22 protein-coding genes are annotated in these 23,654 nt (G+C 68.4%); 13 read left to right on the forward strand and 9 right to left on the reverse strand.

Features of this window, described 5'->3' with window-relative positions; translation table 11 throughout:
- Positions 1-97: 97 nt before the first annotated feature.
- The 3 genes from M9945_RS16900 to M9945_RS16910 all read right to left on the reverse strand — a co-directional run bounded on the left by M9945_RS16900 (position 98) and on the right by M9945_RS16910 (position 2,271).
- Positions 98-1,285 carry a beta-ketoacyl-ACP synthase gene (locus tag M9945_RS16900; RefSeq protein ID WP_367945508.1) on the reverse strand — a complete coding sequence of 396 codons (1,188 nt, stop codon included), beginning with the start codon at positions 1,283-1,285 and terminating at the stop codon, positions 98-100.
- Between the two features lie 34 nt (positions 1,286-1,319).
- The gene (locus tag M9945_RS16905) at positions 1,320-1,610 is read right to left on the reverse strand and encodes an acyl carrier protein (protein ID WP_367945604.1); all 291 of its coding nucleotides are present in this window, start codon (positions 1,608-1,610) and stop codon (positions 1,320-1,322) included.
- 100 nt (positions 1,611-1,710) lie between these two features.
- A complete protein-coding gene (locus M9945_RS16910; RefSeq protein WP_367945509.1) occupies positions 1,711-2,271 on the reverse strand; it encodes a histidine phosphatase family protein in 561 nt (186 codons plus the stop codon).
- A gap of 108 nt (positions 2,272-2,379) precedes the next feature.
- On the opposite strand from M9945_RS16910, the gene M9945_RS16915 reads away from it, so the two are divergent.
- From M9945_RS16915 to M9945_RS16925, 3 genes are all read left to right on the forward strand, one after another.
- Positions 2,380-3,330 carry an AEC family transporter gene (locus M9945_RS16915; protein ID WP_367945510.1) on the forward strand — a complete coding sequence of 317 codons (951 nt, stop codon included), beginning with the start codon at positions 2,380-2,382 and terminating at the stop codon, positions 3,328-3,330.
- An 83-nt stretch (positions 3,331-3,413) separates the two neighbouring features.
- Positions 3,414-4,871 (forward strand): NAD-dependent succinate-semialdehyde dehydrogenase, encoded by a 1,458-nt coding sequence (locus tag M9945_RS16920; RefSeq protein ID WP_367945511.1) that lies wholly within the window; start codon positions 3,414-3,416, stop codon positions 4,869-4,871.
- A gap of 12 nt (positions 4,872-4,883) precedes the next feature.
- A complete protein-coding gene (locus M9945_RS16925; RefSeq protein ID WP_367945512.1) occupies positions 4,884-5,909 on the forward strand; it encodes an aldose epimerase family protein in 1,026 nt (341 codons plus the stop codon).
- A 90-nt stretch (positions 5,910-5,999) separates the two neighbouring features.
- On the opposite strand, the gene M9945_RS16930 is transcribed toward M9945_RS16925, so the two are convergent.
- Together M9945_RS16930 and M9945_RS16935 are read right to left on the reverse strand one after the other, a co-directional pair.
- Positions 6,000-7,283 (reverse strand): M23 family metallopeptidase, encoded by a 1,284-nt coding sequence (locus tag M9945_RS16930; protein ID WP_367945513.1) that lies wholly within the window; start codon positions 7,281-7,283, stop codon positions 6,000-6,002.
- 262 nt (positions 7,284-7,545) lie between these two features.
- The gene (locus tag M9945_RS16935; protein ID WP_367945514.1) at positions 7,546-8,016 is read right to left on the reverse strand and encodes a peroxiredoxin; all 471 of its coding nucleotides are present in this window, start codon (positions 8,014-8,016) and stop codon (positions 7,546-7,548) included.
- A gap of 92 nt (positions 8,017-8,108) precedes the next feature.
- Between M9945_RS16935 and M9945_RS16940 the strand changes: the two genes are divergently transcribed.
- Entirely contained in the window at positions 8,109-11,552 is a 3,444-nt protein-coding gene (locus M9945_RS16940) for a DUF3971 domain-containing protein (RefSeq protein ID WP_367945515.1), read from the forward strand.
- 164 nt (positions 11,553-11,716) lie between these two features.
- Here M9945_RS16940 and tyrS read toward each other — a convergent pair whose 3' ends face one another.
- A complete protein-coding gene (gene tyrS / locus M9945_RS16945) occupies positions 11,717-12,970 on the reverse strand; it encodes a tyrosine--tRNA ligase (RefSeq protein ID WP_367945516.1) in 1,254 nt (417 codons plus the stop codon).
- 83 nt (positions 12,971-13,053) lie between these two features.
- On the opposite strand from tyrS, the gene M9945_RS16950 reads away from it, so the two are divergent.
- Positions 13,054-14,166 carry an anhydro-N-acetylmuramic acid kinase gene (locus tag M9945_RS16950; RefSeq protein ID WP_367945517.1) on the forward strand — a complete coding sequence of 371 codons (1,113 nt, stop codon included), beginning with the start codon at positions 13,054-13,056 and terminating at the stop codon, positions 14,164-14,166.
- Here M9945_RS16950 and M9945_RS16955 read toward each other — a convergent pair.
- Together M9945_RS16955 and M9945_RS16960 are read right to left on the reverse strand one after the other, a co-directional pair.
- A complete protein-coding gene (locus M9945_RS16955; RefSeq protein WP_367945518.1) occupies positions 14,156-14,602 on the reverse strand; it encodes a GNAT family N-acetyltransferase in 447 nt (148 codons plus the stop codon). The two genes, M9945_RS16950 and M9945_RS16955, sit on opposite strands and share 11 nt — an antisense overlap.
- A 13-nt stretch (positions 14,603-14,615) precedes the next feature.
- A complete protein-coding gene (locus tag M9945_RS16960) occupies positions 14,616-15,290 on the reverse strand; it encodes an alpha/beta hydrolase (protein WP_367929499.1) in 675 nt (224 codons plus the stop codon).
- Positions 15,291-15,533: 243 nt separating this feature from the next.
- Between M9945_RS16960 and M9945_RS16965 the strand changes: the two genes are divergently transcribed.
- The 8 genes from M9945_RS16965 to M9945_RS17000 all read left to right on the forward strand — a co-directional run bounded on the left by M9945_RS16965 (position 15,534) and on the right by M9945_RS17000 (position 22,968).
- Positions 15,534-16,697: a cysteine desulfurase family protein gene (locus M9945_RS16965; RefSeq protein WP_367945519.1), complete on the forward strand. Its 1,164-nt coding sequence runs from the start codon at positions 15,534-15,536 to the stop codon at positions 16,695-16,697.
- 127 nt (positions 16,698-16,824) lie between these two features.
- On the forward strand, positions 16,825-18,339 hold the full coding sequence (sufB, locus tag M9945_RS16970; protein ID WP_367945520.1) for a Fe-S cluster assembly protein SufB: 1,515 nt from the start codon (positions 16,825-16,827) through the stop codon (positions 18,337-18,339).
- A gap of 47 nt (positions 18,340-18,386) precedes the next feature.
- Positions 18,387-19,142, forward strand: a complete 756-nt coding sequence (gene sufC / locus M9945_RS16975; protein ID WP_367945521.1) for a Fe-S cluster assembly ATPase SufC — start codon at positions 18,387-18,389, stop codon at positions 19,140-19,142.
- Positions 19,143-19,152: 10 nt separating this feature from the next.
- A complete protein-coding gene (gene sufD / locus M9945_RS16980) occupies positions 19,153-20,418 on the forward strand; it encodes a Fe-S cluster assembly protein SufD (RefSeq protein ID WP_367945522.1) in 1,266 nt (421 codons plus the stop codon).
- A gap of 3 nt (positions 20,419-20,421) precedes the next feature.
- On the forward strand, positions 20,422-21,672 hold the full coding sequence (locus tag M9945_RS16985; protein WP_367945523.1) for a cysteine desulfurase: 1,251 nt from the start codon (positions 20,422-20,424) through the stop codon (positions 21,670-21,672).
- On the forward strand, positions 21,669-22,067 hold the full coding sequence (locus M9945_RS16990) for an SUF system Fe-S cluster assembly protein (protein WP_367945524.1): 399 nt from the start codon (positions 21,669-21,671) through the stop codon (positions 22,065-22,067). The genes M9945_RS16985 and M9945_RS16990 overlap by 4 nt, the downstream gene beginning before the upstream one ends.
- Before the next feature lie 103 nt (positions 22,068-22,170).
- Positions 22,171-22,560, forward strand: coding sequence for a Fe-S cluster assembly scaffold SufA (sufA, locus tag M9945_RS16995; RefSeq protein ID WP_367945525.1), 390 nt, complete (start codon positions 22,171-22,173; stop codon positions 22,558-22,560).
- A gap of 51 nt (positions 22,561-22,611) precedes the next feature.
- On the forward strand, positions 22,612-22,968 hold the full coding sequence (locus M9945_RS17000; protein ID WP_367945526.1) for a gamma-butyrobetaine hydroxylase-like domain-containing protein: 357 nt from the start codon (positions 22,612-22,614) through the stop codon (positions 22,966-22,968).
- Positions 22,969-22,979: 11 nt separating this feature from the next.
- Here M9945_RS17000 and M9945_RS17005 read toward each other — a convergent pair whose 3' ends face one another.
- The gene (locus M9945_RS17005) at positions 22,980-23,435 is read right to left on the reverse strand and encodes a MarR family winged helix-turn-helix transcriptional regulator (RefSeq protein WP_367945527.1); all 456 of its coding nucleotides are present in this window, start codon (positions 23,433-23,435) and stop codon (positions 22,980-22,982) included.
- Between the last annotated feature and the right edge of the window lie 219 nt (positions 23,436-23,654).

Here is a 23,654-nt window from a genome sequence, read left to right on the forward strand (position 1 = left end):
CCGCTTCATCGTTTCATGGCCACGGTGAAGCAGTCCAACTCCTTGTATTGACGCAATTCCGGACGGAAAAGTGCTTCACACTTTTCCTGGAGTTGCTCTAGGCCCTGACCACGAGGGCCGCGCCCTCGAAGCGGCGATAGCCGACCGCCGTCGCCAGCGCCGCCTGCGGCGCGCCGTCGATCCCGCTCTCGTTCTCGGGGTCGAAGGCGGGGTAGGGCGCGCCGTTGTGGATGGCGAGCGCGGCGAGCGCGATGGCGAAGGGGAACTGGACCTCCTTCATGTGGCCGGTCAGCGAGGAAAAGCCGCGAACCGCGAAATCGCCGGCGCCGGAGAGTGCCGAGCGCTCCGCCCCGGTCGCGGCATGGGCGCCCGACGCGCCGGACAGCGCCAGCAGCCTTTCGCCGGGCAGGCCGAGCGCGCGCACAAGACCAGAGATCGCCTCGGTCAGGTTGCCCTCGGCGCGCCGGGCGCTGCCGGATTCGACCTTGCCGAGCGCGGCATAGGCGTTGCGGCCGCGCTGCTTCGCATGCGCGCGCGATTCGAGGACGAGGAAGGCCGCGCCCGAGCCGGTGACGATGCCGCCGCCGTCGTTCGCCGCGCGTTTCCAGATGGATTTCCACCGCTTGCGGTGCAGGAGGCCGCCGAGCTCGTAGCCGAGCAGCATGTCGGCATGCTCGGTCTGGAACGCCGCGCCGACGAGGGCGTGGCTGGACTGGCCGGCGCGGATGCGCGCCGCGGCCGTCTCCACCGCGGCGACGCCCGCGCCTTCCTCGCCCATGAAGGTGCGCGAGGACCCCGTCACCTTGTGGACGATGGAGATGTTGCCGGCGAGGAGGTTGGAAAGCTGGGCGAGGAACAGCGTCGGGCGCAGCTCCGTCGTCAGTTTCTCGTTGAGCAGCATGTCGCGGTCGTTGCGGGCGCGGCCGGCGTCGAGGATCACCTGGTCGACGGCCATGTCGCGCTCGCCGCCGCCGGCGGCGACGATCATGTCCATGCTGGCGAGGAGCGCCTCGTTCTCCTTCATCCCGGCATCGTCGAGCGCCAGCCCCGCCGCATAGGTGCCGAGCCGCTGCCACGTCTCCATCTGGCGCTGGTCGCCGCGCTTGGGAATCTGGCGGCTCCAGTCGATCTCCGGCAGGGGATGGACCGTGTAGGGCGTGAAGCGCTCGGCCTCGATGACCGGCTTCGCCCCCGGCGCCGACAGGATCTGCCAGTGCCGGTCCGCGCCCTCGCCGAGCGAGGAGACGAGGCCGATACCGGTGATGACGACGTCGTTGGCGCTCATGCGGGCCTCATCGTGCGAATGGGACGGCGGCGCGTCAGACGGCGTTCTTGGCGGCGACGAGGCCGTCTATCTTGGCGCACAGGTTCTCCATGACGAAGTATTCCTCGGCCGAAGCCTTGCCGTCGTTGACTTCCTGCGTCCACTTCTCGAGCGGCACCTTGATGCCGAACTCCTTGTCGATGGCGAACACGATGTCGAGGAAATCGAGGCTGTCGATGCCGAGATCGTCGATGGTGTGGCTCTTGGGCGTGATGGTGTCGCGGTCGATCTCGCTCGTCTCGGCGATGATGTCGGCAACTTTGTCGAATGTCGTTGTCACTGCGATTCCTCGGTGATCGGGGTGGCTCTCCGCTATCGCGGCTGTCTAGTCCGTTTTTGTCGGCAGGAAAAGGGTCGAAGCCAAAAACGCGATCCCTGCGCACCCGTCAGTTGAAGACGATCCGCCCGATGACGACGAGACCATCCTCGTGCGGCGCGATGATGACGGCCTCGCCCTCGCGCGCCCGCGCGCCGACGAGGGCCTCGACGTTCTCGGGGTGGGTGACGAGGACGAGATTGCCCGAGCCGCTATAGCCGCGCACGAGATCGATCACCGCCTTTTTCGCCTCTTCGGCCCCTTCGGGGTTGCGCACCAGCGAATCGAGCGAATCCCTCGGCTCGACGAGGCGATCGCCGAAGGCGAGCCGCGCCGTCTCCAGCGCCCGGCAGTAGCGGCTGGAATAGACCTGCTCGACCGGCTCGGCCCGCGCCGCGAACAGTGCGCCGATCCGCCGCGCCTGCTGGCGGCCGCGTTCGGAGAGATTGCGCTGGGTGCGGCAATTGTCGATGTCGAAATTGGCCGGGTCGCCGTGGCCCGGCGCGTTGGCGTTGACGAGAAGCACGATCTGGTTGCCCTCGCGCAGCAGCGCCCAGCCGGCCTCGGTCGCTCTCGCCTGCGGCAGGCCGGCGAGGAGAAGCGCGACGACGATGGTGAAGAAGCGAAGCATCCGGCCCCCTTTGTGCAACTGCTCATATAGGGAGGGGATCGGAACATGAAAGGCAAGGGGCGCGTTCGTGGCTTGCCGTCGCCCTGCCGTTGCGATACCGGCTCGCCGATGTTTCCCATGGTCGAAACCATCGCATTCGTCTTCGGGCTGGTCGGGCTCGGCTATGCCGCCGGCTGGACGGGGCTGCTGCGGCCGCAGGTCGGCGACGCGCTCACCGATTTCGTCATCGTCGCCGCGCTGCCGGCGCTGCTGTTCCGCACCATGATCGGGATGGATTTCGCCGGCGCCGCGCCCTGGGCGATGTGGGCGGCCTATTTCTGCGCCATACCGCCGGTGTGGCTCGCGGGCCATCTCGTCGCGACGCGCCTGTTCGGGCGCGAGGTCGCGGCCGGCGTGGTGGCGGGCGTCGCGGCCTCGTTCTCCAACCTGCTCCTCCTCGGCCTGCCCTTCATACAGGGCGTGTTCGGCCGGCCGGGCGTCGAGATCCTGTCGCTGCTGCTGGCGATCCACCTGCCGATCATGATGGCGGCCTCCATCGTCATGTTCGAATGGGTGCGGCGCGGGGAGGGAAAGGCGAGCGCGCCGCTCAGGGTGCTGCGCGACTTCCTGCGCAATCTCTTCCTCAACCCGCTGATCGTCGGCATCCTCGCCGGGCTGGCATGGCGCGCGAGCGGCCTTGCCATGCCGGCGATGGGCGCGCGCTTCGTCGACGCCTTCGCCGGGATCGCGGGAACGGTGGCGCTGTTCGCGATGGGCCTCGGCCTGCGCAAGTTCGGGATCTCGGGAAACGTGAAGCCGGCGCTGGCGCTCGCGCTGCTCAAGGTCGTCCTGATGCCGGCGCTCGTGCTGGCGACGGTGCTGATCGCCGGCCTGCCGCCGCTCGTCGCCATGGTGATCGTCGTGGCCGCGTCGATGCCGACGGGGGTCAATCCCTATCTCATCGCGTCGCGCTTCGGCACGGGCCAGGTCCTTGCCTCCAACACGATGACGATCTCGACCCTCCTTGCCGCCGCGACGACGGGCTTCTGGCTCGCCGTGGCCCAATCGGTTTTCGGCTGAAGGCTTGGAATCGACGCGATTGCGTTTCATTGTAGGGGCAAGGAAAACGCAACCGGCCTGCGCGCCGGCAAGGGAGAAGCGAGATGTTGCAGAAAGCCAGCCAGTTCCTGCGTCAGGCCAACCTCATCGACGGCGAGTGGGTGCAGGCCGATTCCGGCGCGACCATCGATGTCGTCAACCCGGCGACGGGCCTGAAGATCGGCACCGTGCCGAAGGCGGGCAAGGCCGAGACGCGCCGCGCCATCGAGGCGGCCGAGCGCGCCTTCCTGACCTTCCGCAAGACCTCGGCGCTCGAGCGCTCGAAGATGCTGCGCCGGCTGCACGACGCGATCATGGACAACCAGGACGCGCTCGCCGCGCTGCTGACCATGGAGCAGGGCAAGTCGCTGACCGAGGCGAAGGGCGAGGTCGGCGCGTCGGCCGCCTATGTGCTGTGGTTCGCCGAGGAAGCGCGCCGCACCTATGGCGACGTCATCCCGAGCCCGTGGCCGGACCGGCGCATCCTCGTCAACAAGGAGCCGGTCGGCGTCATCGCCGCGATCACGCCGTGGAACTTCCCGTCCTCGATGCTGGCGCGCAAGATCGGCCCGGCCATCGCCGCCGGCTGCACGGCGGTGGTCAAGCCGGCCTCGCAGACGCCCTATTCCGGCCTCGCCTGGGGCGCGCTGGCCGAGGAGGTCGGCATCCCGAAGGGCGTGGTCAATGTCGTCACCGGCGCGGCCGGCGAGATCGGCGACGAGCTCTGCACCAACCCGATCGTCAAGAAGATCACCTTCACCGGCTCGACCGAGGTCGGCAAGATCCTGATCGAGAAGTCGGCCTCGACGGTCAAGAAGGTGTCGATGGAGCTGGGCGGCAATGCGCCGTTCCTCGTCTTCGACGACGCCGACATCGACCGTGCGGTCGAGGGCGCCGTCACCGCCAAGTACCGCAATTCCGGCCAGACCTGCGTGTGCACCAACCGCTTCTACGTGCAGGCCGGCGTCTACGACGCGTTCGTCGAGAAGCTGGCTGCCGCCTCGAAGAAGCTGAAGGTCGGCCCCGGCGTCGAGGACGGCGTGCAGCAGGGGCCGCTGATCGACGACAAGGCGGTCGAGAAGGTCGAGGAGCTGATCGCCGACGCCGCCGCCAAGGGTGGCAAGGTCGTCACCGGCGGCAAGCGCCACGAGCTCGGCGGCTCTTTCTTCCAGCCGACCGTGATCGCGGATGCGACCACCAAGATGCGTTTCGCGAAGGAGGAGATTTTCGGCCCGGTCGCCCCCGTGTTCAAGTTCAAGACCGAGGAAGAAGCCGTTGCGCTCGCCAACGACACCGAATACGGCCTCGCCTGCTATTTCTACACCGGCGATCTCGGCCGCGCTTTCCGCGTCATGGAGGGGCTGAAATACGGCATGGTCGGCGTCAACGAGGGCCTCATCACCACGCCGGAAGCGCCGTTCGGCGGCGTCAAGGAATCGGGCCTCGGCCGCGAGGGCGGGCATCAGGGTATCGACGATTATCTCGACACCAAATATGTCTGCATCGGCGGCCTTGGCCTGTGAAGCCGGCGCGCGATGGACGCGAGCGAGCCCTTCGGCGAAACGCCGGAGGGTGAGTCCGTCCACCGGCTGACGATCGCGGGCGGCGGGCTCGCCGCCCGCATCCTCACCTTCGGCGCGGTGGTGCAGGATCTGCGCCTCGCCGGCCACGACGCGCCGCTGGTGCTCGGTTTCGAGGCGCTTTCCGACTATCTCGACCATTCGGTCTATTTCGGCGCCATCGTCGGCCGCTATGCCAATCGCATCGGCGGCGCGCGCTTCACCCTCGACGGCGAGCGGTTCGACACCGACGCCAACGATGACGGCAACACGCTGCATGGCGGGCGCGCCGGGCTCGACCGCCGCGTCTGGCGCATCGCCGCTTCGGGCGCGGATTTCGTCACGCTCGTCCTTCGCGACCCCGACGGGGCGATGGGTTTTCCGGGAAACCTCGACATCGCCTGCACCTACCGGCTGAAGCCGCCGGCGACGCTCGCCGTCGAGCTCGTCGCCACCACGGACCGGCCGACGCTGTGCAATCTTGCCCATCATTCCTATTTCAACCTCGACGACGGCGGGCGAGGCGGCATTTCCGGCCATCGGCTGTCGATCGCGGCCTCGGCCTATCTGCCGATCGACACGCGCCGCGTCCCGACCGGCGCGGTGCTGCCCGTCGAGGGAACCGCGTTCGATTTCCAGCTCGCGCGGCCGATCCGCCTGGCCGGCGGCGCGGAGCGGTACGATCACAATTTCTGCCTGTCGGCCGCGCGCGGCCCGCTGCGGCAGGCGGCGTGGGCGCAAGGGCCGGCAAGCGGAATCGAGATGGAGGTGTGGACGACCGAGCCGGGGCTGCAATTCTTCTCCGGCGATTTTTCCGCGCGCGAGGTCCCGGGGCTCGACGGCATCGTCTACGGGCCGGGCGCGGGCTTCTGCCTCGAGCCGCAGGTCTGGCCCGACGCGCCGAACTGGCCCTATTTCCCGCAGGCGGTGCTGCGGCCGGGCGAGGAATACCGGCAGACAAGCGAATACCGCTTCCGCCTGCCGGCGGCGATCGACGGCTAGATCGTTTCACCGTTTCATGGAAACGATCTACCTCTTTGTTTTTACGCAATTCCGGACGCAAAACCGCTTCGCACTTTTGCTGGAATTGCTTTAGAGCAGCCCGGCGATCTTGCGGCCGACCTTGAGGAAGCGCAGCGGGTCGACCGGGTTGCCGTTGCGCCGCACCTCGTAGTGCAGGTGCGGGCCGGTGGAGCGGCCGCTGGAGCCGACCTCGCCGACGATGTCGCCGGTCTCGACCTTCTGGCCCTCGCGGGCGCGGATCTTGCTCATATGCGCGTAGCGCGTGGACAGGCCGTTGCCGTGGTCGATCTCGATCATGCGGCCGTAGCCGCCGTTCCAGCCGGCGCGCACGACGGTGCCGGCGCCGGCGGCACGGATCGCGGTGCCTGAGGTGGCGCGGAAGTCGATGCCGGCATGCATGGCCGGCGTGCGCAGGAGAGGATCGCGCCGCACGCCGAAGCTGCTCGACACAGGCTGCCCGGGGGCGGGATTGTGGATGGGCATCGCCCGCGCGGCAGCCTTCACCGTTTCCAGCTTTCCCAGCGCCTCGTCGAGCTCGCGCACGCGCGCCTCGAAGGCGCGGCCGGCGTCGACCGGCAGCAGCGGCCCGCCGACGGCCTCGTCCGCCTCACCGTCGAGCGCGACCTTGAGGCCGGCGGCGGCCAGCGCCTCGGCAATGGTGTCGGCGGTTTCGAAGGCGTTCTCGGCGAGGGAATCGATGCCCTCGATCTGCTCGTTCTCGATGGTGCGCAGCGACTGGTTGATGGCGACGAACATGCGGTCGGCCCGGTCGGCCGCGGTCTCCTCGCCGGCGACCGTCTGGCGGAAGGGCCAGAAGGCAGCGCCGGCGCTGCCGCCCGCGGCGCTCCTGACCGGCTCCTCGAAGAAAGCGCGCAGCTCCGGCTTGGTCGCCGGAACGGGGGCCGTGCCTGAAGTGGGCAGGGTTGGGGCGGGCAGGGCAGGCGCCTCGGCCCCGCCCATGCGCTCGAGGATCGGCCCGATGCGGCCGTGGCGCTGGGTGAGCTGCGTCTGCCGCTCCAGCAGCTCCGTCACCTTGCTCTCGACGATCTGCTGGTCGAGGAGCTGGCGGCTGGTGATGCGGTCGACCTGCGCCCTCAGGGCGGAGATCCGGTCCTCATAGGCCTGCTGCATGCGCGCCTGGCGCGCTACGGTGGCGCTGATCAGATCGTCGCGCAGCACGAGGTAGGAGGTGGCGACGAGATAGCCGATCGCCAGCGCGGCCAGCACCGAGCCGACGACGGCGGCGAGCCACGGCCGGACGACGAAATGCCTGATCTCGTCGCCCCGTGCGATGATGAGCGTATGCGGCTCCTTGCGTCTGCCGAATACCGAAGCCTGTCTGATCCCTGTCACGACTACACCCAACCGACGTCAAGGAAGATCGGGTGCGATTACACAATGTTAGGGTTAACAAAGCTTTGCGCTCGCCGCGCCGGCGGGGATCGGCGAGGCGAAATCAGTTCAGGAACAGCCACAGGAGGATGATGATCGGGATGGGGACGCCGACGAGCCAGAGGATGAGCGAACGGAACATGAAGCCTCCCTTTTCGGTTGAATGATCCGGTGGAAGGCAAACGTTCCGTTCGCGATTTTGTTCCGGCCGCGCGGCCGCCGCTCAGCCCAGAGCCTTCACCGCTTCCAGCACCTCGGCCGCGTGGCCCGGAACCTTGACCTTGTTCCAGACCCGGACGATCGTGCCGCTGCGGTCGATCAGGACGGTGGTGCGCTCGACGCCCATATATTTGCGGCCGTACATGCTTTTCTGTACCCACACGCCATAGGCCTGGAGCACCTCCTTCTCCTCGTCGGAGGCGAGGTCGACGGTGAGCTCGTGCTTGGCCCGGAAGCGGTCGTGGCTCTTCACGCTGTCCGGCGACAGTCCGATCACCGTCGCGCCGAGCGCGTCGAACCCGGCCTTGAGCCCGCTGAAGCTGATTGCCTCGGCCGTGCAGCCGCTGGTGTCGTCCTTGGGGTAGAAGAACAGGACCACAATCCTGCCGCGATAGTCCGATAGGGAAATCCGGTTCTCGCCGCTTCCGGGAAGGGTGAAGTCCGGTGCCGGGTTGCCGGGTTTGATCTGATCCATGCCGTGGCCTCCTTTGTGGTGTCGCCATTGCCCTGCGGCGCTATAGTGTCTCTGCCAGATTCGTTCGCAGACAGGAAACAGGCTCGCCACGCGTGCATAGCGAGGTTCCTCCCCACGAGAAGATCCGCTTTCGCCGCAGCGACATTGCGTCCCTGGACGCGCTGCCTTCAGCCGTCCCGCTTCCGCGCCATGCGCGCGTGGCGCGCGCCTCGCGAAAGCTGGGCAAGGCTGTCGTCCTCGGCGTGCTCGGCATCTGCGTCGCTGTGGCGCTGGCGGTCGCGGTCGTCGTCGCCGGGTTCGGCGAGGGGCGGCTGCGCCTCGAGGCGCAGAAGGCGGTGCTTGGCCTCGTCGGCGACGGCTACGAGGTGGGGATAGGCAGCGTCGGGGTCACGCTCGACGGCTTTCGCGGTTTCGTGCTCAGGATCGACGACATGGCCATCGCGCCGGCCGGACAGGAGGGCCGCACGACGCGCGTCGGCTCGGCCCGGTTCGGCCTCAACATGCTGCCGCTGCTGCGCGGGGAGATGCAGATCGGCCGCATCGCCGTTTCGGACGCGGTGCTCGACGCCGGGGCTTTTCCGCAGCCGGCCGGCGGGGCCGGCCTTGCCATTTTCAACGGGGACGGCCTCGCCGATCCCGACCTGATCAACGCCGCGGTCTTCGACGTCGTCAAGCAGGCGATCGACGTGCTCGAGGCGCGGGGGATGCGCCGCATCGAAATCAGCAATGTCGAAATCGTGCTGCCGGGGGAGGCGGCGACGCGGGTGCGCGTCGACGAGGCCGCCCTGCGGCGCAGGTCCGGCGGGGGGATGCGGCTTTCGGCGACGATGGAGGCGCTGGGGCGCGTGCTGACCGCGCGCGGCGACGCGGCGCTCGATTCCGCTGGCGACCGTGTCGCCTCGCTCGATCTGCGCGTCGACCTTGCCGATTACGCACAGCCGCAGAAGGAAGACGACGCGGCCGCGCCGCGACCCGCCGCGGAGCGGGTCGGGGCGGCAGTCCTAGCCTTTTCCGGCAGCCAGGTTGCGGATGGCGGCCGCCTCGCGCTGTCCGGCCGCGTCGAGCGGGCCGATTTTCCCGTCAGCCGCCGCGACAACATCGTCGCCGATCTCGATTTCGTCGCCACGTCGCAGAGCGGCACCGGCAAGGTCGAGATCGAGCGGCTGCGGATTCTTTCCGGCCGCTCGACATGGGGATTCCATGGCGCGATCGGCCCGGCGCCGCGCGAGGGAGCCGCTGGCGATGGCCCACCCTCCGAAAATGGCGCGTTCTATCGCTACGAACTGGTCAGCGACGGCTCGTCGGTCGCGCCCGCGGGCTCGTCGGAGCCGACGCTGCTGGTCGCCGCCCGGGTTGCCGGCCGGCTCGACGCCGCAGCCACGGCCCTTCATGCCGACGAGATCGGCGTGCGCTCGCCGCAGGGCGAGGTGACTGGGCACGGCGCGGTGCGGTTCGAGCGCGGCAAGCGCCCCGGCCTCGATCTGCGCATCGATGTCGGCGCCATGCCGGTCAGCCATGCCAAGCAGCTCTGGCCCTGGTTCGCCGCGGGCTCGGCCCAGCGCTGGGTCACGGCCAACGTCTTCGGCGGGCAGGTCGAGGGCGGCTGGGTCGAGCTGAAGGTGCCGGCCGGGCGGTTCGGCGACGGCACGCCGCTGCGGCACGAGGAGGTGTCGGGTTTCTTCAAGGTGCGCGGGACGCGCTTCGACGTCGCCGGCCGCATTCCGCCGGTGCGCGACGGCACCGGCACCGTCGCCTTCTTCGGCACGGATGTCGAGATCGAGCTGGCGGAAGGCACGGTCTACATGCCGTCCGGGCGCACGGTCGCGGCGAGCAACGGCGTCCTCGACATCCGTGACGCCCACATCAAGCCGACGATCGGCAGGCTCGACATCGAGGTCGCGGGGCAGGCCGACGCGGTGCTGGAGCTGGCGAGCTACGACCCGATCGGCGTCGGCCGCTTCGTCGACCTGAAGCCGGACGATCTCGACGGCACGGTCAGCGGCTCCGTCGCGGCCGACATTCCGCTGCAGAGCGGCGTTCCCCTCGACCGGCTCGACTGGAAGGTCGAGCTCGCCTATGACGACCTTTCGGTGGCGCGGCCGTTCCAGGGGCAGGCGGTCCGGGCGGCGACGGGCACCATTATCGTCGATCCGCAGAAGGCGGTAATCGAGGCGAAGGCGCAGCTGAACGGCCTGCCGGCGACGCTGAAGCTGACGGAGCCGCTCGGCCAGAGCACCGAGCAGCGCCAGCGCCAGATCGCCATCGACATGGACGACAAGGCGCGCGCGGCGCTGGCGCCGGGCCTCGACGCGCTGCTTTCCGGCATCGTCAGGGTCGAGGTGGACGATGCCGGGTCCGGGGCCGGCTCCGGCGCCGGGGCGGATGCGGCGCGGACGATCCGGGCCGATCTCCAGCCCGCCACCCTTTCGATCCCGTGGGTCGGATGGAGCAAGGGGGCCGGGGTTGCGGCTGCGGTCTCCTTCGCCATGAAGGCGTCGGGCGGCCGCACGGAGCTGTCCGACTTTTCGCTGCGCGGCGAGACCTTCGCCGCGAGCGGAACGGTTCTTCTCAACGATGGCGGCGTCGAGCGCGTGCGATTTCCCGCGATGCGGCTCAACCGGGGCGACGACTTCTCGCTCGACGTCGTGCGCAGCGGAGGGGGCTATGCCGTGACCGTGCGCGGCAAGAGCGTCGACGCCCGCTCGCTCGTCAAGCTCTACACGCGCGACGCCGGCGCGGGCGGGACGGCCGAGGCGGCGGCGACGCCGGTCACGCTCGACCTCAAGGTCGACGCCATGTCCGGCTTCCATGGCGAGGTGCTGCGCGACGTGACGCTTTCCTATTCGGGAACGGGCGCGCAGGGCGGCAACACTGAATTTTCCGCGACGACGGCGAGCGGCCAGCAGATCGTCTTCCGCGACGGGATGGAGGGTGGGACGCGCGGCATCTCCATGCAGTCGGCGGATGCCGGCGCGCTGCTGCGCTTCCTCGACATCTACGAGCGCATGGAGGGCGGGCGCATCGCGCTCAGCCTGTCCGGGCGCGGCGGTGAGACGCTGCGCGGCCGGATCGACGCGCGCGATTTCTGGCTGGTCAACGAGCCGCGGCTGTCCTCCATCGTCTCGACGCCGTCGACGCAGGACGGGCGCTCGCTCAACCAGGCGGTGCGCGGCTCGCTCGACACCAGCCGCGTGCAGTTCGAGCGCGGCTATGCCGAAATCGCGCGCGGACAGGGCAGGGTGTCGCTCGACCGCGGCATCCTGCGCGGGCCGATGATCGGCGTCAGCTTCCAGGGGCTTCTCAGCGACGGCAACGGCAACATGGCCATGACCGGCACCTTCATGCCGGCCTATGGCCTGAACCGGATATTCGGCGAGATCCCGATCATCGGCCAGATTCTCGGCAACGGCCGCGACCGCGGCCTGATCGGCATCACCTTCCGCCTCGCGGGAAAGACCGACGAGCCGCGGCTCGAGGTCAACCCGCTCTCGGTCATCGCACCGGGAATCTTCCGCTCGGTGTTCAAGTTCCGGTGAGGGGAAGACGGCAACGCCGGCGCTGCCCCTCACCTGCCTGCCGGCATCCTCTCCCCGTGAACAGGGAGAGGGGAGACTGCCGCGACCTTGCCGCTTCCCCTTCTCCCCGTTCACGGGGAGAAGGTGCCCGAAGGGCGGATGAGGGGCGGCGCGGGCGTGCCCGATCAGACCGGGCGGACCAGCACGTGCTTCTTCTTGCCGAGCGACAGCTTGACGACGCCGTCTGTGGTCACGTCGGCCGCGCCGACGACGCGCCTGTCGTCGGCGACCGGCTGGTCGTTGACGCGGACCGCGCCGCCCTGCACATGCCGGCGCGCCTCGCCGTTGGAGGCGGCAAGGCCGGCCCTGACGAACAGCGCCAGCACGCCGATGCCGGCCTCCAACTCGGCCGCGGGCAGCTCCACCGTCGGCAAGCTTTCCGCGAGCGCGCCTTCTTCGAAGGTCTTGCGCGCGGTCTCGGCCGCGCCTTCCGCGTCGGCGCGGCCGTGCAGCATCGCCGTCACCTCCGTCGCCAGCACCTTCTTGGCCTCGTTGATCTCGGAGCCGCCGAGGGCGGCGAGCCGGGCGATCTCGTCCAGCGGCAGCGTGGTGTAGAGCTTCAGGAACCGCTCGACGTCGGCGTCCTCGGTGTTGCGCCAGTACTGCCAGAAATCGTAGGCCGACAGCATGTCGGGGTTGAGCCAGACCGCGCCGGACAGCGACTTGCCCATCTTGGCGCCCGACGCGGTGGTGAGCAGCGGCGAGGTCAGCGCGTAGAGCTGCGGCGTGCCGAGCCGGTGGCCGAGGTCGATGCCGCTGACGATGTTGCCCCACTGGTCGGAGCCGCCCATCTGCAGGCGCGTGCCGTAGCGCCTGTTCAGCTCGACGAAGTCGTAAGCCTGCAGGATCATGTAGTTGAATTCGAGGAACGACAGCGATTGCTGCCGGTCGAGCCGCATCTTGACCGAGTCGAAGGACAGCATGCGGTTGACCGAGAAGTAGCGGCCGACGTCGCGCAGGAAGTCGAGGTAGTTCAAGCCGCGCAGCCACTCGCTATTGTCGACCATCAGCGCGTCCTTCGGGCCGTCGCCGAAGGCGAGGTAGCGCGAGAACACGGACTTGATCGAGGCGGTGTTGGCGGCGATGGTCTCCAGCGTCATCAGCTGGCGCGCCTCCTCCTTGAAAGAGGGATCGCCGACCATGCCGGTGCCGCCGCCCATCAGCGCGATCGGCCGATGGCCGGTCTGCTGCAGCCAGTGCAGCATCATGATCTGGATCAGCCCGCCGGCATGGAGGCTCGGCGCGGTCGGGTCGAAGCCGATATAGGCCGTCACCGTCTCCTTCGCCAGCAGGGCGTCGAGGCCGGCTTCATCGGAAATCTGATGAATGAAGCCGCGCTCGGAAAGCGTGCGCAGGAAATCGGACTTGAAGGCGGACATGATCGGTTCTTTCGTGCGTATGGATGCGGGGGCCTTTAGCATCATGGCGGCGGGAATCACAAGAACGGCAATGGGACGAGGCTATGACGGAACCTGTCTGGAGCATCGGGCTGATGAGCGGCACGTCGATGGACGGCATCGACGTGGCGACCGTCGAGACCGACGGGCGCGGTCATGTCCGGCGCGGGCCGGGCGGCTTCTTCGCCTATGACGCGGCGTTCCGCGCCCGCATCGAGGCGGGGCTGGACGACGCGCGCACCATGGCCGGGCGGCAGGAGCGGCCGGGCGCGCTTGGCGCGCTGGAGCGCGACCTGACGCTGCGCCACGCCGGGGCGGTGAAGCGGTTCCTCACTGATAATCCCGGCCTAACGCCCCGGGTGATCGGGTTCCACGGCCAGACGGTGCTGCACCGGCCCGACCAGGCGCTGACGGTCCAGCTCGGCGACGGCGCGCTGCTGGCGCGCGAGACCGGCGTTCCGGTCGTCTACGACATGCGCGCCAACGACATGGCGCATGGCGGGCAGGGCGCGCCGCTGGTGCCGGTCTATCACGCCGCGCTCGCCGCCTCGCTGCCGGCGGCGCTGCGTTCCTTCCCCGTCTGCTTCGTCAATATCGGCGGCATCTCGAACGTCACCTTCATTCCCGAGGCGGGCGATCCCGTCGCCTTCGACAGCGGGCCGGGCAATGCGCTGATCGACCAGTGGGTCCAGCGCGGCGGCGGCCCGTCCTATGACGAGGACGGGCGGATCGCGGCCGGGGGCGGAGCGGTCGAGGATGTCGTCGCGCGCTATCTCGACGCCCCGTTCTTCGACGAGCCGGCGCCGAAATCGCTCGACCGCGGCGATTTCACCACCGATCTGGCGCAAGACCTTTCGCTGGAGGACGGCGCGCGCACGCTCGCCGCCGTCAGCGCCGCGGCGATCCTCAAGGCGCGGGCGCACATGCCGGAGCCGCCGCTCCTGTGGATCGTCTGCGGCGGCGGGCGCAAGAACCCGGCGATCATGGAGGACCTGCGCCGCGGCGCGGGCAATGTGCGGGTGATCGCGGCCGAGGAGGCGGGCTTCGACGGCGACGCGATGGAGGCGGAGGCCTGGGCCTATCTCGCGGTGCGGGCGCTGAACGGCCTGCCGCTGACGTTCCCGACGACGACCGGCTGTGCCCGGCCGGTGACGGGCGGGGTTCTGGTTAATCCGTGAGGCCGAGGCGGTAGGGGACGAAACCTTCGTCGTCCGGCCCGTCGATCAGCCGGAAGCCGCAGGCGCGCACCAGGGCAAGCCCCGCCTCGTTATCGCGCGCGACAAAGACGTCGATGTGGGAGAAGCGGTCGGCGGCGCGCTCGGCGAAGGCGTCCAGCACCCGGCGCGCCACGCCCTTGCCGCGCTGGGCGGGATCGACGGCGATGAACAGCGTCATGCCGCCGTCGCCTTCTTCCTCGTAGCGGATTACGGCGACGGGCGTGCCCTCGGCGTCGAGCGAGGCGATTTCGGCGACCACGCCTTCGCCGGCGGTCGCCTCGGCCAACCAGTCGGTATCGGGGAAGGGCGCGCGGCGGGCGAGCTCCTCGTCCGCGAACCAGGCGGCGTAGACGGCCAGGTCCGTCTCGTGGAAACGCCGGAAGCGCAGCAGTTCCACGATCCCGGCCTCCCTATCTCAGGCGCTTGGGGCGCGGATCGGCCAGTTCGCCCGCCAGCCGGCGGTCGAGATAGTCGGCGCACTCCTCGATCAGGAGATCGGCGTCGTTGGAGAAGAAATGGTTGGCGCCGGGCAGCGTCTTCTGGGTGATGGTGATGCCCTTTTGCGTGTGCAGCTTGTCGACCAGCGTCTGCACGTCCTTGGCCGGGGCGACCTTGTCGGCGTCGCCATGGATGATGAGGCCGGAGGACGGGCAAGGGGCGAGGAACGAGAAGTCGTAGATGTTGGGCTGCGGCGCGACCGAGATGAAGCCCTCGATCTCGGGCCGGCGCATCAGCAGCTGCATGCCGATCCACGCGCCGAAGGAATAGCCGGCGACCCAGCAGCTCTTGGAATCGGGATGCAGCGACTGCACCCAGTCGAGCGCGGCGGCCGCGTCGGAGAGCTCGCCCGTGCCGTGGTCGAACTCGCCCTGGCTGCGGCCGATGCCGCGGAAATTGAAGCGCAGCGTGGTGAAGTCACGCTTCTGGAACATGTAGAACAGGTCGTAGACGATCTTGTTGTTCATCGTGCCGCCGAACTGCGGATGCGGGTGCAGCACGATCGCGATCGGAGCGTTCTTCTGGCTGGAGGGCTGGTAGCGGCCCTCGAGACGGCCGGCCGGACCTGCGAAAATTACCTCGGGCATACCAACTCCAATGCACAACGGGTTCGCCGGGTTTCGACCGCCGGTCCGGCCGGAGCGGAACGCTCGCCGGACTTGACGCGGAAGGATCGTCGCCGTAGAAGCCAGTTTAGAACAGTTCAAAACAGGCAAGCCGGTAGCCAGCCTGTTGGCAGAGCGGGTAAATAGGACGGCTGGCCTTGCAATTTCAAGGAAAAACGCCGACCGACCGCGCGGACAACCCGCAAGGGAAACGGAATCGCCTGAATGACCGGCAAGCGCGCCTATCTCGACCACAACGCCAGCGCCCCGCTTCTGCCTGAAGCGCGCGCGGCGGTGCTGGCCGCGCTGGAGGCGGGCGCCAACGCCTCGTCCGTCCATGCCGACGGCCGCGAGGCGCGCCGCATGGTGGAGCAGGCGCGGCGCGACGTCGCCGCCCTCGTCGGCGGCAAGTCCGAGCACGTGGTGTTCACCTCGGGCGCGACGGAAGCGGCCTCGACGCTCCTGTCGCCCGAATGGCGGCTCGGTCGCGCGCCGGTGCGGATGGCCCGGCTCATCGTCTGCGCCACCGATCATCCCTGCTTCCTCTCGGGCGGACGGTTCCCGCCGGAGGCGATCACGGTCGTCGGCGTCGACGGCGACGGCGTCGTCGATCTCGGCGCGCTGGAGGCGCTGCTCATCGGCCACGACCGCGAGGAGGGATTGGCGCTCGTCGCCATCCATGCCGCCAACAACGAGACCGGCGTGATCCAGCCGGTGCGCGAGGTCGCGCGGATCGCCAAGGCGCACGGCGCGGTTCTGGTGGTCGACGCGGTGCAGGCAGTTGGGCGTATTCCTATAGACATATCGGATGGATACGGCGATTTCCTCATCCTGACCTCGCACAAGATCGGTGGGCCGAAAGGCGCGGGCGCCTTCGTCGGCGTCACCGACCTGATGATGCCGGCGCCGCTGATTCGCGGCGGCGGGCAGGAAAAGGGCCATCGCCCCGGCACCGAGAACGTTGCCGCCATCGCGGGCTTCGGCGCGGCGGCGCGCACGGCGCTCGCCGGCCTCGGCGACATGGACGCGATGCGGGCGCGGCGCGACGCGTTCGAGGCGGTCCTGCTCGAGCTCGCGCCCGATGCCGCGATCCACGGGAGCAAATCTGAGCGCCTCGCCAACACGCTGTTCTTCTCCGTGCCGGGGGTGAAGGCCGAGACGGCGCAGATCGCCTTCGATCTCGCCGACGTTTCGCTGTCGGCCGGCTCCGCCTGCTCGTCGGGCAAGGTCGGCGCGAGCCACGTGCTGAAGGCGATGGGCGTCGAGAGCGATCTCGGCGCGCTGCGCGTCTCGATCGGGCGCGAGACGGGCGAGGCCGAGCTTGCCGCCTTCCGGGCGGCGCTGGCGAAGATGATGGAACGTAGGGCCGCGCGGGTGAACGCGGCCTGATCCGGGCGCGGGGCCGGTGTATTTCCGGCCCGAGCGCCTATATAGAGCGCATACCGCGACAAAGACGCGGCCTTATGCGATTTCGACAACTGCCGGGCCTTGAACCCGGCGAGGATGGAGAACGCCGATGCCTGCCGTGCAGGAAACGATCGAGCAGGTCCGCAAGATCGACGTGGACCAGTACAAATACGGTTTCGAGACCCATATCGAGACCGACAAGGCCCCGAAGGGGCTGAACGAAGACATCATCCGCTTCATCTCGGAGAAGAAGAGCGAGCCGGAATGGATGCTGGAATGGCGGCTCAACGCCTTCCGTCGCTGGCTGACGCTTGAGGAGCCGACCTGGGCGCGCGTGTCGTACCCGAAGATCGACTTCCAGGACATCCACTACTACGCCGCGCCGAAGAACCAGAGCGGCCCGAAGTCGCTCGACGAGGTCGATCCTGAGCTGCTGCGCGTCTACGAGAAGCTCGGCATCCCGCTCAAGGAGCAGGAAATCCTCGCCGGCGTGCAGAAGGATGCCGGCGACGGCGAGACGGCCAACGACAACGTCTACGCCTCCGGCCGCGTCGCGGTGGACGCGGTGTTCGATTCCGTCTCCGTCGTTACCACCTTCAAGGAAGAACTGGCCAAGGCCGGCGTCATCTTCTGCTCGATCTCGGAGGCGATCCGCGAGCATCCCGAGCTGGTGAAGAAGTATCTCGGCTCCGTCGTGCCGACGACCGACAACTACTACGCGACGCTGAACTCGGCGGTGTTCACCGACGGCTCGTTCGTGTTCGTGCCGAAGGGCGTGCGCTGCCCGATGGAGCTGTCGACCTATTTCCGCATCAATGAGAAGAACACCGGCCAGTTCGAGCGCACGCTGATCATCGCCGAGGAGGGGGCGTACGTCTCCTATCTCGAGGGCTGCACCGCTCCGCAGCGCGACGAGAACCAGCTTCACGCCGCCGTGGTCGAGCTCGTCGCGCTCGACGACGCCGAGATCAAGTATTCGACGGTGCAGAACTGGTATCCGGGCGACGCCGAGGGTCTCGGCGGCATCTACAACTTCGTCACCAAGCGCGGCGACTGCCGCGGCAAGAACTCGAAGATCTCGTGGACGCAGGTCGAGACCGGCTCGGCGATCACCTGGAAATATCCGTCCTGCATCCTGCGCGGCGACAATTCGCGTGGCGAGTTCTACTCGATCGCCGTGTCGAACGGCCACCAGCAGATCGACTCGGGCACCAAGATGATCCACCTCGGCAAGAACACGTCGAGCCGCATCATCTCCAAGGGCATCTCGGCCGGCAAGTCGCAGAACACCTATCGCGGGCAGGTCTCGGTCCACCGCCGGGCCACGGGCGCGCGCAACTTCACCAACTGCGACTCGCTGCTGATCGGCAACGACTGCGGCGCGCACACCGTGCCCTATATCGAGGCCAAGAACTCGTCGGCCCAGATCGAGCACGAGGCGACGACCTCGAAGATTTCCGACGACCAGAAGTTCTACGTCATGCAGCGCGGCATTCCCGAGGAGGAAGCCATCGCGCTGATCGTCAACGGCTTCGTCAAGGAAGTCATCCAGGAACTGCCGATGGAGTTCGCCGTCGAGGCGCAGAAGCTGATCGGCATCTCGCTCGAAGGCTCGGTCGGCTGAGGCCGACAGACCCAACCGGCCGGCAAGACTATTCAGGAAGACATACCATGCTTGAGATCAAGAACCTGCACGCCCGCATCGCCGAGGACGGCACCGAGATCATCCGCGGCCTGAACCTGACCGTGAAGGCCGGCGAGGTCGCCGCCATCATGGGGCCGAACGGCTCCGGCAAGTCGACGCTCAGCTACATTCTCGCCGGGCGCGACGATTACGAGGTGACCGAGGGCGACATCCTCTACAACGGCGAATCCATCCTCGAGATGGACCCGGCCGAGCGCGCCGCCTCCGGCATCTTCCTCGCCTTCCAGTATCCGATGGAGATACCCGGCGTTCCGACCATGGAATTCCTGAAAGTTGCGATGAACGCGCAGCGCCGGGCGCGCGGCGAGGAGGATCTGAAGATCCCCGAATTCCTGAAGCGCGTGAAGGAGGCGGCCGCCTCGCTCTCGATCGACATGGACATGCTGAAGCGGCCGCTCAACGTCGGCTTTTCCGGCGGCGAGAAGAAGCGGGCGGAAATCCTTCAGATGAAGCTGTTGCAGCCGAAGCTGTGCGTGCTCGACGAGACCGATTCCGGCCTCGACATCGACGCTCTCAAGATCGTCTCGGACGGCGTCAACGCGCTGCGCGCGCCGGACCGCGCCTTCCTCGTCATCACCCACTACCAGCGCCTGCTCGAGCACATCGTGCCGGACAGCGTGCATGTGCTCTATCGCGGCCAGGTCATCAAGTCGGGCGACAAGAGCCTCGCGCTCGACCTCGAACGCGAGGGCTATGCCGGCGTGATCGGCGAGGCGGCGTAAGGAGGGCGCGATGAACATCCATTCCAGCCCCGTGCTGACGCCGGCCGAGACCGCGCTGGTCGAGGCGTTCGCGGAGCGCATCTCCGAGCTGCCGGGCGACGCCGACATCGCGCTGACCCGCGACAACGCCGTCGAGCGGCTGAAGGCCGGCCTGCCGACCCGCCGCATCGAGGCGTGGCACTATACGGATTTGCGCCGGCTTCTCGCCACGGTGCCGGCGTTCGATCCCGCGGCCAAGCCCGAGGCGCCGCGCGCGCTGATCGAGGGCTCGTCCGTGCTGCGCGTCGCCAATGGCGAGGCGCTGCCTGCGCCGCGGATCGAGGGCGTCGAGATCGTGCCGTTCGGCGCGCTGCTGACGGCGGGCGACGCCCGCGCCGCGATGGCCCCGGTCGACCGGGACGACGCCATCGGCGCGATCAACGCCGCCTTCGCCGCCGACGGCTTCGGCCTGACAATCGCTGACAATGCGCAGATTTCCTCGCCGATCGAGATCCAGAACCTGCAAGCCGGCGGGCAGGTCCATGCCCGCTTCCCGGTCACGGTCGGCGCGGGCGCGAAGGCCACCGTCATCGAGCGGCAGGCCGGCTCGGGCGCGGCGCTGATCAGCTCCGTCTCCTCGCTCGACCTCGGCGAGGGCGCCGAAATTCTCTGGATCATCGTCCAGGAGCAGGCCGAGACGGCGACCCATCTCGGCCAGTTCAACGCCACGCTCGGCAAGGACGCGAAGCTCACCCTGTTCATCATGAATGCGGGCGGCAAGCTGGTGCGCCAGGAAGTGCGCGTCGACGCCGCCGGCGAGGGCTCGGACTTCCAGCTTCGCGGCGTCAACCTGCTCGGCGGCGAGACCCATTGCGACGTGACCATGGTGCTCGACCATTCGGCGCCGCACACGACCTCGACCGAGATCGTCCGCAACGTCGCGACCGACCGCGCGCACGGTGTGTTCCAGGGGCAGATCAGGGTCGCCCAGATCGCGCAGAAGACCGACGCGCGCATGGCTTGCAACACGCTGCTCCTGTCGGACGATTCCGAGTTCTCGACCAAGCCGGAGCTGGAGATCTTCGCCGACGACGTCGCCTGTGGCCACGGCGCGACGGTGACGGAGATCGACCGCGACCATCTGTTCTACCTTATGGCGCGCGGCGTCGACGAGAAGCAGGCGCGCGGGCTCCTGATCAAGGCGTTCCTCGCCGAGATCGTCGAGGAGCTGGAGGACGAGGCGCTGGTGGCGGCGCTCGAGGACAAGCTCGACCAGTGGTTCGCCACGCACGGATGATCGGTGGCGCAGATGGACCAGATCGTGGAGCATGCGGCCTATGACGTCGAGGCAGTGCGCCGGGATTTCCCGATCCTGTCGCGCACCGTCTACGGCAAGCCGCTCGTCTATCTCGACAACGGCGCGTCGGCCCAGAAGCCGCAGGTCGTGATCGACACGGTCGCCCACGCCTATTCCAACGAATACGCCAACGTCCATCGCGGCCTGCATTTCCTGTCGAACGCCGCGACCGACGCCTATGAGCGTTCGCGCGAGACGGTGCGCCGCTTCCTCAACGCGGGAAGCGTTGACGAGATCGTCTTCACCCGCTCGGCCACCGCCTCGATCAACACCGTGGCCTATGGCTGGGGCATGCCCAATATCGGCGCCGGCGACGAGATCGTCCTGTCGATCATGGAGCACCACTCCAACATCGTGCCGTGGCATTTCATCCGCGAGCGGCAGGGCGCCAAGCTGGTGTGGGCGCCGGTGGACGACGAGGGCGTCTTCCATCTCGACGCGTTCGAGAAATGCCTGACGGAGCGGACGAAGCTCGTCGCGATCGCCCACATGTCGAACGCGCTCGGCACGGTGACGCCGGTGAAGGAGATCGTCCGCATCGCCCATGCGCGCGGCATCCCGGTGCTGGTCGATGGCAGCCAGGCGGCCGTCCACATGCCGGTGGATGTTCAGGACCTCGGCTGCGACTGGTACGTCTTCACCGGCCACAAGGTCTACGGCCCGTCCGGCATCGGCGTCCTATACGGCCGCAAGGACCGGCTGGCCGAGATGCGGCCCTTCGAGGGCGGCGGCGAGATGATCGAGACCGTCACCGAGGAGACGGTGACCTATAACGAGCCGCCGCACCGCTTCGAGGCCGGCACGCCGCCGATCGTGCAGGCGATCGGGCTGGGCGCGGCGCTGGAATACATGGAGCGGATCGGCCGCGAGCGCATCGCCGCGCACGAGGCGGAGCTGACGGCCTACGCGCATGAGCGGCTGCGCGCGATCAATTCGCTGCGCATCTTCGGCAACGCGCCGGGCAAGGGGGCCATCGTCTCCTTCGAGCTCGAGGGCATCCACGCCCATGACGTGTCGATGCTGATCGATCGCTCGGGCGTCGCCGTGCGCGCCGGCACTCATTGCGCCCAGCCGCTGCTGAAGCGTTTCGGCGTGACCTCGACCTGCCGCGCCTCGTTTGCGATGTATAATACCAGGGCCGAGATCGATGTTCTGGCCGAGGCGCTGGAAAAAGCGCGAGGATTTTTCGGATGACGACGATGGACGAGACCCGCAACGACACAGAGGACGCCGGCGCGCCGGCCGATTCGGTCTTCTCCGCCTCGGCGATCCCCGAGGACGAGCTGGTACGGCTGACCGACGACATCATCGGCGCGCTGAAGACGGTCTACGACCCGGAGATCCCGGCCGACATCTACGAGCTCGGCCTGATCTACCGCATCGACATCGAGGACGACCGCTCGGTCAAGATCGACATGACGCTGACCGCGCCGGGCTGCCCGGTCGCCGGCGAGATGCCGGGCTGGGTCGAGAACGCGGTCGGCGCGGTAGAGGGCGTGTCGGGCGTCGCGGTGAAGATGACGTTCGACCCGCCATGGAGCCCGGACCGCATGTCCGAGGAGGCCCGCGTCGCGGTCGGCTGGTACTGACCCGTCTTGTGACGACCGTCTTGCGCTCCGGCGCAATCTCTCCCATCTTGATGGGGGAACGACCATTGCGCCGGCCTTGAACCGGCGGCTTTTGGAGAAGGCGATGAGCAGGTTCCAGGTGATGACGATGACCGACGCCGCGGCGGCGCGCGTGCGCGAGATCGTGGCCAGCCGCGCGGGCGCGCTCGGCCTCCGCGTCGGCGTCAAGAAGGGCGGCTGCGCCGGCATGGAATACACGGTCGACCTCGTGACCGAGCCGGTCGCGGGCGAGGACCACATCGAGCGCGAGGGCGCGGAGGTCTGGATCGCGCCGGCGGCCGTGCTGTTCCTGCTCGGTACCGAGATGGACTTCGAGACGACGAAGCTCAGGACCGGCTTCACCTTCCGCAACCCGAACCAGTCGTCGGCCTGCGGCTGCGGCGAATCGGTGGAGCTGAAGCCGGCGGACCTGAAGGCGCTGGCCGAGGCGCGCGCCGCCGCCGACGCCGCCTGAGCGCCGGGCGGCGCGATGCCCACCCCGATCCGCGTTTCCGGGGGAACTCCCATGACCGCACCGTCCGAATTGCGCGTGTCGAAGGACCGACGGCTGCTTGCCGTGACCTTTCCGGGCGAGCCCCCGTTCGAGTTCACGGCCGAGCTGCTGCGCGTCCTGTCGCCCTCGGCCGAGGTGCAGGGCCACTCGCCCGAGCAGCGCGTGACCGTGCCGGGCAAGAAGGACGTCGCGATTGCCCGCATCGAGCCGGTCGGCAACTACGCGGTGCGCATCGTCTTCGACGATTTCCACGAAAGCGGCATCTTCACCTGGTCGTATTTCATGACGCTCGGCCGCGAGAAGGACGAACGCTGGCAGTCCTATCTCGACGAACTGGCCGCCAAGGGCCTGTCGCGCGAGCGCCGCTGAGGGGCGGAAAGCTACTCGTCGGGGCCGAGGATCGCCTCGATGCGGCGCATCTGCTCGCCCATGGCGTCGCACTCCGCGACGGTCGATTGCGCCATCACCCGGTCGAGAATGCCGCAATAGAGCTTCAGCGCCGCCATCAGCCGCTTCTCGCCTTCCGCCGTGAGGTGAAGGCGCATGATCCGCTTGTCGGCCGCATCGCTTTCGCGGTGGATCAGCTCCTGCGCGACGAGCTGCGGCACCAGCATGGTGATCGAGGAGCGGCCGACGAGCAGCTTGCGGGCAACCTCGTGCTGCGACGAGCCGGGATGGCGGTAGATGTTCATCAGGACGTCGAGCTGGCCGATCTTCAGGTCGAGCGGCGCGAGCGCCCTCGTCAACTCGCGCACCACCGCGCGCTCCGCGCGCACCAGCGCGATCCAGTTGCGGAAGCGGGGATTGTCCCAGGGCAGGGCGGGCTTGGCTGTCATGCGCGGATACGAAGAAGGCTCATTGAACGACGTGGCGGTTTCCCGCCTATCGGTAGCCTATTCGCGCCCGGCGAACAAATGGCCCGCGGCGACCACGAACGGAAACAAGGGCCGCGACCGCGAAGCCGGCGCGCGAAGCGCGCTCGGCGTGAGCGAGTAGATGGTGCCAGCGGGCGAAGGGCTCCGGCATGGCGACGTGGAACTCACCACAGGAGTCGA

The sequence above is a fragment of the Aquamicrobium sp. genome (assembly GCF_023954335.1).
Taxonomy (GTDB): domain Bacteria; phylum Pseudomonadota; class Alphaproteobacteria; order Rhizobiales; family Rhizobiaceae; genus Aerobium.